This is a genomic window from Anaerococcus obesiensis ph10, from assembly GCF_000311745.1.
In the GTDB taxonomy this organism is placed as follows: domain Bacteria; phylum Bacillota; class Clostridia; order Tissierellales; family Peptoniphilaceae; genus Anaerococcus; species Anaerococcus vaginalis.
In genome coordinates this window covers 690,889-700,435 of sequence record NZ_HE978531.1, presented here as the reverse complement: position 1 = coordinate 700,435, position 9,547 = coordinate 690,889, and the positions used below count along the sequence as shown (strand labels likewise).

At 30.6% G+C, this 9,547-nt stretch carries 8 protein-coding genes; all 8 read left to right on the top strand.

The annotated features are described in order from the left end of the window. The first annotated feature begins 188 nt into the window (after window positions 1-188). The 8 genes from HGAG_RS03535 to HGAG_RS03500 all read left to right on the top strand — a co-directional run bounded on the left by HGAG_RS03535 (window position 189) and on the right by HGAG_RS03500 (window position 9,178). The gene (locus tag HGAG_RS03535) at window positions 189-782 is read left to right on the top strand and encodes a TetR/AcrR family transcriptional regulator (RefSeq protein ID WP_019117950.1); all 594 of its coding nucleotides are present in this window, start codon (window positions 189-191) and stop codon (window positions 780-782) included. Window positions 783-802: 20 nt separating this feature from the next. Beyond that, entirely contained in the window at window positions 803-1,735 is a 933-nt protein-coding gene (locus HGAG_RS03530; protein ID WP_019117949.1) for an ABC transporter permease, read from the top strand. Then, window positions 1,735-2,511: an ABC transporter permease gene (locus tag HGAG_RS03525; protein ID WP_004816322.1), complete on the top strand. Its 777-nt coding sequence runs from the start codon at window positions 1,735-1,737 to the stop codon at window positions 2,509-2,511. Before HGAG_RS03530 ends, HGAG_RS03525 begins: the two co-directional genes overlap by 1 nt. 4 nt (window positions 2,512-2,515) lie before the next feature. Beyond that, complete coding sequence (locus HGAG_RS03520) at window positions 2,516-3,298, top strand: ATP-binding cassette domain-containing protein (RefSeq protein ID WP_019117948.1); 783 nt, start codon at window positions 2,516-2,518, stop codon at window positions 3,296-3,298. Further along, window positions 3,280-3,990: an ATP-binding cassette domain-containing protein gene (locus tag HGAG_RS03515; RefSeq protein ID WP_019117947.1), complete on the top strand. Its 711-nt coding sequence runs from the start codon at window positions 3,280-3,282 to the stop codon at window positions 3,988-3,990. Before HGAG_RS03520 ends, HGAG_RS03515 begins: the two co-directional genes overlap by 19 nt. A 2-nt stretch (window positions 3,991-3,992) precedes the next feature. Then, entirely contained in the window at window positions 3,993-5,627 is a 1,635-nt protein-coding gene (locus HGAG_RS03510) for an ABC transporter substrate-binding protein (RefSeq protein ID WP_019117946.1), read from the top strand. Between the two features lie 100 nt (window positions 5,628-5,727). Continuing rightward, window positions 5,728-7,449 (top strand): ABC transporter ATP-binding protein, encoded by a 1,722-nt coding sequence (locus HGAG_RS03505; RefSeq protein WP_019117945.1) that lies wholly within the window; start codon window positions 5,728-5,730, stop codon window positions 7,447-7,449. Further along, window positions 7,442-9,178 carry an ABC transporter ATP-binding protein gene (locus HGAG_RS03500; protein ID WP_019117944.1) on the top strand — a complete coding sequence of 579 codons (1,737 nt, stop codon included), beginning with the start codon at window positions 7,442-7,444 and terminating at the stop codon, window positions 9,176-9,178. The genes HGAG_RS03505 and HGAG_RS03500 overlap by 8 nt, the downstream gene beginning before the upstream one ends. The last annotated feature ends 369 nt before the right edge of the window (window positions 9,179-9,547 follow it).

Here is a 9,547-nt window from a genome sequence, read left to right as displayed (position 1 = left end):
TGTATTAAGTTTTATTAATTATACCGCATTTAAAGAAATTAATAAAGAAGTATAAAGGGCGTTCAAGCAAATATCTTAAATAAGATTACTAAATTTTAAAATAATTCATGTATTGAAATTAATTATCAAATGAGTTACAATAAAACTGACGGTAGCGTCGGAATTATTTATTGACAGGAGATAAAGTTTTGAATGATAAAAAATTGAAAGTAGGAGAAAAAAGGAAGTTAGAAATTCTGGAAGCGGCAAAGACATGTTTTTTAGAAAAGGGTTTCCAAAATACAACTATGGAAGATGTTATAGAAAAAGTCAGTTTAAGTAAAGGTGGTGTTTACTATCATTATGGTTCAACCTATGAAATGATTTATGATTTTATGAAATCAGGTATCAAATATAGAGGAGAAAAAAACAAAACTATCGACACATCTAAGTTAACGACTTTAGACGCAATTACTGAGATGATGATGGAAAGAATTTATGATGAAAATGAATTTAAAAGCATATATGCAATTTTTTTGAAACTACAAAATGAAGATAAAAGATTGTGTGAAATGTTTGAAAATTTAAAAGAAACAAACACAGAAATTTTATCGTCTGCATTTCCTCCAAACGATAAGCTCTCATCTATTTTTGAAGATGAGTTTTTAGTGACCTTTGTAAATACTTTGATTTTAGGATATGAAAGTTTAAATCAAAAAGAAATTTTTATTGAAAATAAAGAAACAATCAAAAAGATGTTAGAAGATTATTTGAAAAATAAATTTCCTGAATTATTAGGCTGATCTTAAATTATGGTATAAAAATGAATACAAAAAAGACATTTTTAAAAAAATTTTATGAGCTAATAATGACATTATTAATTGTTAGTGTTTTATCATTTGTTTTAATGAAATTATCTCCCGTCGATCCAGCCACTGCATATGCTAAAAGACATATCGGAAGTCCATCACCTGAGCAAATTGAAGACGTAAGAATAAGATTTGGTTTTGACAAACCTGTATATAAGCAATATTTTAACTGGATTAAAAATCTTTTTTCTCTAGACTTAGGACAGTCTTTAAGCAATGGTAAACCAGTCTGGGATAATATAATGTTGGCTTTGCCAAAAACTTTATCTGTTGTTTTCTTTTCCGCAATATTGCAGGTAATTTTAGTATTATCTTTGGGATGTATTACTTTCTTATGGAAGAGCAAGATAATCAATAAGCTTATAAATCTTTTATGCCTTATTGGTGTTTCAATTCCTAGCTTTTATATTGCTATTATCTTACTTGATATATTTGCAGTAAAGTGGGATTTGCTATCAGTAGCAGGTAATATTGGCATTACAAACTATCTACTTCCTGCAATAACTTTAGGGATATTTGGGGCTTCTTTTTATTATCCACTATTTAAAGATGCTTTAGACAAAGAGAATGGTGAATATTATATTATGTTTTTTAGAGCAAATGGTCTAAAGGAATTTACTTTGTTCGTGAAACATATATTGCCAAACTCGATAGTAAAGTTAATTCCAAATTTCTTTCAGAGTATTGGACTTATGATTGCAAATGTGGCAATAGTTGAGGGAGTTTTTTCTATTCCAGGATTTGGATATTTGATTGTAAATTCTGTAATAAATCGTGATGCAACGATGATTCATGGGTTGGTTTTCTTTTTAGCATTATTTATTGCACTTGCTAATATAATATCAGATTTGATAAACGATCTTTTGATAAAGGAAAGGGGAGATTAATGAAAATAAACAAAAGGACATTATTTCCTTTCCTAGTGATTTTATTTATATTTTTTGGAAGTTTTTTTGCCCCTAATGATCCCTTAGAAGTTAATCTTCCCCTTAGATTTGCAAATCCAAGTTCTAAGTATCTTTTGGGAAATGATAGTATGGGCAGGTGCGTTTTATCGAGAATACTGTACGGGGGGAAAACTACATTATTTATGGTTATGACGGCATCAATTATTGTTTTTACTTTAGGTTTGCTTTTAGGTACACTAACGTCAAAAGTTACCATGAAAAAGAATGTAATAGTAGATTCGATTATTAATGCTGTAACGGCTATACCACCAATTGCTTATTTAATCATATTTATAGCATCTTGGGGAAATGGAATAAAAACTACATTAATCGCTCTGGTTGTTTCATATATATTGAGATTTTTAAGACTTGTTAGAACTCAAATAAATATTGAATATGATAAAGCTTATTGCACTTGTATGATTTCACTTGGTGCTTCAAAGACTAGGTTGGTTCTAGTTCATATACTACCAAATATATTATTAGATTTAGTTCATTATATTTGTCTGTCCTGTGCGGATATGATTTTAGCAATTACTGGTTTTTCATTTATAGGAATTGGACTTGGAGAAAATGTTGTGGAGTGGGGTTCTATGATTTTAGAAGCGAGAGATTCAATATTTATTAAGCCAGAACTCATAATTTACCCTATTTTTGCAGTTTTTATTACTACAATGTCTTTTAATATTATTGCAAAAGAAGCGAATAGAAGGTGAAGATATGATTTTGGTTAATCAATTACAAGTTAAAGATAAAAAAGGAAACAATCTTTTAAATAATATTTCTCTTAGAATTCCTATGGGAAAAATTATTGGTCTCACTGGACCCAGTGGTGCTGGAAAGACTACATTAGTAAACACAATACTTGGGATTTTATCAGAGGATTTAAAAGTAAGTTCTGGAACTATTACTATAGATGATTTCGATATATTGGAAAAAGATAATATCAATAGCAACAATAGAAACATCGCTTTTATTCCTCAACTTCCCATGATTTCTTTTGACAAAAGAAAAAAGATAAAAAGTCAAATGGTTGAAATATATATTGCTAATCTTAATATAAATAAATCAGAAGCATTAAGTATAGCAAAAGATAAGCTCAAAAGCGTCAATCTTGAATATGAAAGAGTTTTAGATTCATATCCAACTGAACTCTCTGGAGGCATGATTCAGCGTGTGATTTTAGCGATATCTATGGGACTAAATACTGATTATATAATTGCTGATGAACCAACATCAGCCTTAGACAATTATAACTCATCATTATTTTTTGAATTGATTAAAGCAAATTTCAAAGGGAAAGGAATTTTATTAATAACACACGATGCCGAAATTCTTAAAAAATATAGCGACTGCATCTATGTGATAGAAAATGGGTGTGTTATAGAAAAGGGTAGTAGTAAAGATATATTTGAAAGTCCTAAAGAGGAATGGACAAGAAAATTTGTTGAATGTAGTAAGAAGATATTAGATTCTGGAGGTGAATGGGAGTGGACGAAATAGCTATGAGTAATGTTAGTCTTTCTTTTGAAACAGTAAAGGGGACATTTAAAGCTCTAGATCAAATTTCCTTTTCACTTAAAAGGGGAGATAACTTAAGTTTAATTGGTGAAAGCGGATCTGGTAAAAGCACCATTGCAAAAGCATTAATAGGATTAGAAAGAATAGATGAAGGATCTATACTCTATGATTCTGTAGATATCTCAAAATTAAAATTAAAAAAAATAAGAAAATATAGAAAAAATATCCAGTCTGTTTTCCAGGATACATCTGGTACTTTAAATCCTGGTATAAGCACTTTTAAAAATTTGGAAGAAGGGCTTATTAATTTAACAAACTTGTCGAAAAAGGAAAGAAAGGAAAAGGTGTTATTATTTTGCGAGGATTTACATTTAAAAAAGGAAATATTAGATGTGCCCGTTCACCAACTATCTGGAGGCGAGCAAAGAAGATTGTCGCTCATAAGAGCCCTTATGGTTAATCCTGATTTTTTAATACTAGATGAGGTCACGGCTGGGCTTGACTTATTGACGATTGAAAAAGTACTAAACTTACTTTTTTATTATCAATCTAAGCATAGTATTTCTTATATTTTTATCACTCATGATATAAATCAAGCAAAACAGATTTCAGATTATATCATAGAGATAAAGAAAGGAAAAATATTGAGAGAAGGAAAATTGCAAAGGAGATAGAAATGATCAAACTTAGAAAAAATATGATGGTTTTATTGGCACTTGTATTTAGTTTTTCAATTTTACTAGGAGGTTGCCAAAAGAATCAAGAAAAAGCACAAGAAAATTCAAATGTAGCAAGTGAAAACACAAAAGATGAAAGCAAGAAGGTTTTAACCTTATGTACTGCTAAAGAACTGACAAACCTTACGACTTTAACAATGAATAAGGAAAATAATATGGCGTGTGGTTTAATTTACGAAACCCTAGTAGCTTATGAAAACGGTGAAATTGTACCAAAACTTGCTGAAAGCTTTGAATATAAAGATGATGGCAAAACTTTAATCTTTAAATTAAAGGACGGGGTAAAGTTTTCAGATGGTGAAGATTTTAATGCTGATGCAGTGAAAAAAATATTAGACTTTGATAAGTCTAATCCTAACTTTGCAGGCATTAGGGCTGTTGCAGAGATAAAATCAACAGAAGTTATTGATGATAATACGATTGCTGTTCATTATGAAAATCCGTCTAAATTTTATATAAATGGCTTTTGTTTCCAAAATGTATTGGGGATGCCATCTCCAAAGTCATTTACTGAGGGAAACTTTGAGACATTTACCGAAAATATAGGAACAGGTCCTTATGTATATGAAGAATTTAAATCTGGAGAATATACAAAATTTGTTAGAAATGAAAATTATCATGGGGAAAAACCTTACTATGATGAAGTTATTGTCAAATATATTCCCGATGCTTCCTCAAGACTTCAAGCCTTAAATAAAGGGGAAATAGATTTAATTTATGGAGCAGATTTAATAAATTATGATGACTTCAAAAAAGGTTCTGAAATTAAGGATGTTACTGGAAAAGTCAATAAAAATAGGACTTTGACTAAGAATCTAATTTTAAATCCAAGTAAAAAAGAATTAGAAGATTTAAAAGTTCGCCAAGCAATTAATTATGCAATTAACAAAAAAGACATTGTCGACAGTTTAACATACTCATATGAAGATGTAGCTGAAACTTTATTCCCTAAAAATGTGACTTATTGTGATGCAAATTATCCAACTAATTATAGTTATGCTCCTGAAAAGGCAAATAGCTTGCTAGATGAAGCGGGTTGGAAACTTAATAAAGATACAGGAATAAGAGAAAAGGACGGAAGTCCATTAAAGCTTCAATATGTTTACTGGTCAGATTTAGTACTTGCTAAGGAAACTGCACTTGCAATAAAGACGCAATTAAAAGAAGTAGGTATAGATGTTGACATAGTTGAAAAAGATCAAATGTCATGGTGGACAGATGGTATAAAGGGAGAATTCCATTTGACAACATGGAATACAGAGGGTTCTTATACTGAACCTCACAAGTTCTTACAAGAATCAGTAACTGAAATGGATCCACATTTAATGCCATTAAAAGCACTTTCAGATTCCAATATATATATTGACGCAATAAAGAAGGCTTCCACTTCTACAGATGAAGGGGAGATTAAAGATAATATACAAAAAGCTATAGTATATTCAAACGAAAACGCTATGGATTTGCCTCTTTCTTATTCAAAAGAAATGATTTTATATAGAAATGACAAAATTGATGGATATGACTTTACAAGTACACCACAATTTTTCAATATTTATAGTGTAAAAGCTAAATGAGAATAGGTTAATAAATTGAATTTAAGGCAGGTCTATCTATAAAGTAGTGAATGGATAGACCTATCTTATTATTACGAGGATTTATTAAGGAGGGGATTTGATGGATCTAATAAAACAATATGTAAAAAAGAGAAAAGGCTCATATTTTATGTCAATCTTACTGGCAATAATTGGAGTAGTGGCTGGTCTTTTTTCTTATATATACATGGCGAAAATTATTGTGAATTTGATTAATGGCATAAGGGATATGAGCTTATACACTCCACTATGCATAAATATTTTAATAACATTTGTTATTAAAGAAGTGGCAGCAGGAATATCAACAAGTATTTCCCATACCGCAACTTTTAACTCATTAGGAGAAATTAGAAATGATATTTCTAAGAAACTTTTCAAGATGCCATTGGGAGATGTATTATCAAGATCTTCAGGGGAATTTAAAAATATAATTGTTGAGCAAGTTGATTCTATGGAAACATCCCTTGCCCACTTAGTGCCAGAATTTACTGCAAATTTAGTAGGACCTATTCTATTGTTTATTTACATGTTTACCTTAGATTGGCGATTGACCTTGCTATCACTAATTCCTTTTGTGGTGGGAATGGCTACCATGATGTCTGTTATGAATGCTCATTATAAGGAAATGTTTGGAAAGTCAGTTGCTATTGGTCAACACATGAATAATTCTATTGTTGAGTATATAAATGGGATAGAAGTAATAAAGACATTTAATCAAAGCGAATCATCTTATAAAAAATACGCTGATGCAGTTTATGATAATGCAAGCTTTTATTATAACTGGATGGGTGAATCTATGAATAGGGTTGCCATAGGTAGATTACTTTCTCCTATGGGAATTATTACAATCATACCCTTTGGGATTTTATTTTATATAAATGGAAGTATTGATTTAGGAAATTTAATTACCTTAATCGTCTTATCCTTTGCTACAGTTTCTAGCATTTTAAAAATAATGAACTATATGGATGATATGTCAAGAATATCAACTATAACTTCTGAAATAGGAAAGATTTTAGATTCAAGAGAGTTAGAAAATATTGACAAGGGAGAAAAAATAGAATCCTATAATATAGAACTTCAAGACGTAGACTTTTCCTACGATGGAAAAAATAAGGTTATAGATAATCTTTCTATGGAAATAAAAGAATCTTCTGTTTCAGCACTTGTTGGTCCTTCTGGGTCAGGCAAGTCCACAATAGCAAAACTCATTGCTGGATTTTGGAATGTAGATAAGGGATCTATTAAAATTGGCGGAGTAGAAACAAAAGATGTGTCGCTCGAAAACTTGTCTTCACTTATTTCTTTTGTATCCCAAGACAATTTCCTCTTTGATATGACTATAAAGGAAAATATTAGGCTTGGAAATAAGAATGCCTCTGACGAAGAAATTATAGATGTATGTAAAAAATCTGCCTGCCATGATTTTATTATGAATCTATCTAATGGTTATGATACAAGAGTTGGTGAAGGTGGAGGTCATCTGTCTGGAGGAGAAAGACAAAGAATATCTATTGCCCGTGCCATGCTAAAGAATGCACCAATCGTAATTTTAGATGAAGCAACTTCTTATATAGATCCTGAAAATGAAGCTCTCATACAAAACGCCTTGGCAAATCTAGTTAAGGGTAAAACTTTAATCATAATCGCTCATAGGCTAAAGACAATTGTTGATGCAGATAGGATATTTGTTATTAAAGATGGCAAATTAAATTCTTATGGTACTCATGAAGAACTATTAAAGTCATCAGAACTTTATAAGGAAATGTATGCTGCAAATTTAAGGGGTGATGAAAATGCTTAATGTGTTTAAAAAGATATGGAATTTTTCAAAAGAAGAACAGGTATATATTAAGAAATCTATTCTCGCTGGATTTTTGCACGCAGTATTTAATGCCCTTGAGTTTGGTGCAATTTACTATATGCTAGTAAATATTTTTTCTAAAACTTTAGACTATAAGGCTATCTTTGTTTGTCTTGGAATATTAGTTATATCCCTTGTTGGAAAGATAATGACACAAAAATCATCACAAATGGCACAAACACACGCTGGATATTTTATGGCAGCTCATAAGAGGATAGAAATAGGAGAAAAAATAAAAAGAGTTCCTATGGGTTTCTTTTCAAGCTTTTCACTAGGAAGATTAACTACTATTGCTACATCTTCACTTTCCCAAGCAGAAATGTGGGTGCCTATGCTTTTGGTTCTTGTACTTGGTGGAGTTTTAAATACTTTAGTCTTTGTCCTTGGAACTTTAATTTTTAATGTAAAGGTAGGACTGGTTGCTGTAGCAGGTGTGGTAGTATTTTTCATCGTTACATCAATGATGGAGAAAAAATCATCAGCTAATGCAGACAAAATGACAGAAACACAAACAAGACTTACAAAAGAAGTATTAGCAACTTTACAAGGAATGCAGGTTATAAAATCCTATAATCTTGGTGGAGAAAATAACAGGGCTTTGAGAAAGTCTATAAAAGATACATCAAATATACTTTTAGATTTAGAAATATCTGTAGCACCTTACACAGTTATCCAAAGAATTGTAATGGGAATAACAACAGTAGCTATGGTCTATGTATCATTAAAATTAAATTTATCTGGTGAACTTCCACTTGCTGAAACAATTCTTATGATTATGGCATCCTTTATTATCTTTGAAGGCTTAATCGGGGCAGGATCAAACATGGCAATCCTAAGAGCTTGCGAAAATGCTATAGATTCTGTAGGTTTTATCGACTCTATGCCTGATATGAGAGAAGGAAGTATTACAGAGTCTATAAAAAATCATGATATAGTCTTTAAAAATGTCAGCTTTTCTTATGATGATAGACCAATTTTAAAAAATGTATCAGCAGAGATAAAAGAAAATACTATGACTTCCATTGTCGGCCCATCTGGATCTGGTAAGACAACATTTTGTAATCTCATAGCGAGATTTTGGGATGTAAATTCTGGCGAAATTTTAATAGGTGGAAAAAATATAAAAGACTATAAGATAGAAAACTTAATGAATTCTATTTCCATGGTATTTCAAGATGTATATCTATTTGAAGATACAATTGAAAATAATATAAAATTTGGAAAACAAAATGCAAGCCATGAAGAGGTTGTAGAAGCTGCAAAGAAGGCAAGGTGCCATGAATTTATAGAAGCTTTACCAGAAGGATATGACACTATCATTGGGGAAGGTGGAGCAAGTCTATCAGGCGGAGAAAAACAAAGAATCTCCATAGCCAGAGCCATGCTAAAAGATGCAGACATAATTATTTTTGATGAAGCAACTGCAAATGTAGATCCAGAAAATGAAGATAAACTTAAAGAAGCAATAGAATCATTAACAAAAAACAAAACAGTAATTATGATTGCCCACAGACTAAAAACCATAAGAAATGCAGATCAAATCTTAGTCTTAAAAGATGGAGAGATAGTAGAACGTGGAGATCATGAAGAACTGATTAACAATGATGGACTTTATTCTGACCTTATAAATGCAAAAGCTAAGGCAGAATCATGGAAATTAAATAATTGATAGGAAGAAAGATTTAAAGTCTTTGAATAGAAAAATTTAGATTAGAGGATTTATGCCTATGTGCATAAGTCCTCATTTTTTATGTTCAATTTAACATTAAAACTCAAAAATACTATAGAAAAATAAAAATTCTGGTTACCAAAGAGGGCAAATTTCACTATATAAAGTGAGGGGTATTTTGTTATCTTTCTATAAAAATCAAAATACTTTGAAGTGTAAATATTATTTAAGTTGCTAGGTGAGATAAATATATTTTAAATTTAAACAACTTACCAGGGTAAAAAAATAACTTACATAGGAGGTAAAAATGCAAGCAATAAAGATTTATAGTATGAGAGTTGCTATGTTATGTAGACTTTATGATCTTAA

Excerpts from the sequence above, each read along its gene's own strand:
- HGAG_RS03530 (WP_019117949.1), top strand. The coding sequence starts at position 803 with ATGAATACAAAAAAGACATTTTTAAAAAAATTTTATGAGCTAATAATG.
- HGAG_RS03525 (WP_004816322.1), top strand. The coding sequence starts at position 1,735 with ATGAAAATAAACAAAAGGACATTATTTCCTTTCCTAGTGATTTTATTT.
- HGAG_RS03520 (WP_019117948.1), top strand. The coding sequence starts at position 2,516 with ATGATTTTGGTTAATCAATTACAAGTTAAAGATAAAAAAGGAAACAAT.
- HGAG_RS03515 (WP_019117947.1), top strand. The coding sequence starts at position 3,280 with ATGGGAGTGGACGAAATAGCTATGAGTAATGTTAGTCTTTCTTTTGAA.
- HGAG_RS03510 (WP_019117946.1), top strand. The coding sequence starts at position 3,993 with ATGATCAAACTTAGAAAAAATATGATGGTTTTATTGGCACTTGTATTT.
- HGAG_RS03505 (WP_019117945.1), top strand. The coding sequence starts at position 5,728 with ATGGATCTAATAAAACAATATGTAAAAAAGAGAAAAGGCTCATATTTT.
- HGAG_RS03500 (WP_019117944.1), top strand. The coding sequence starts at position 7,442 with ATGCTTAATGTGTTTAAAAAGATATGGAATTTTTCAAAAGAAGAACAG.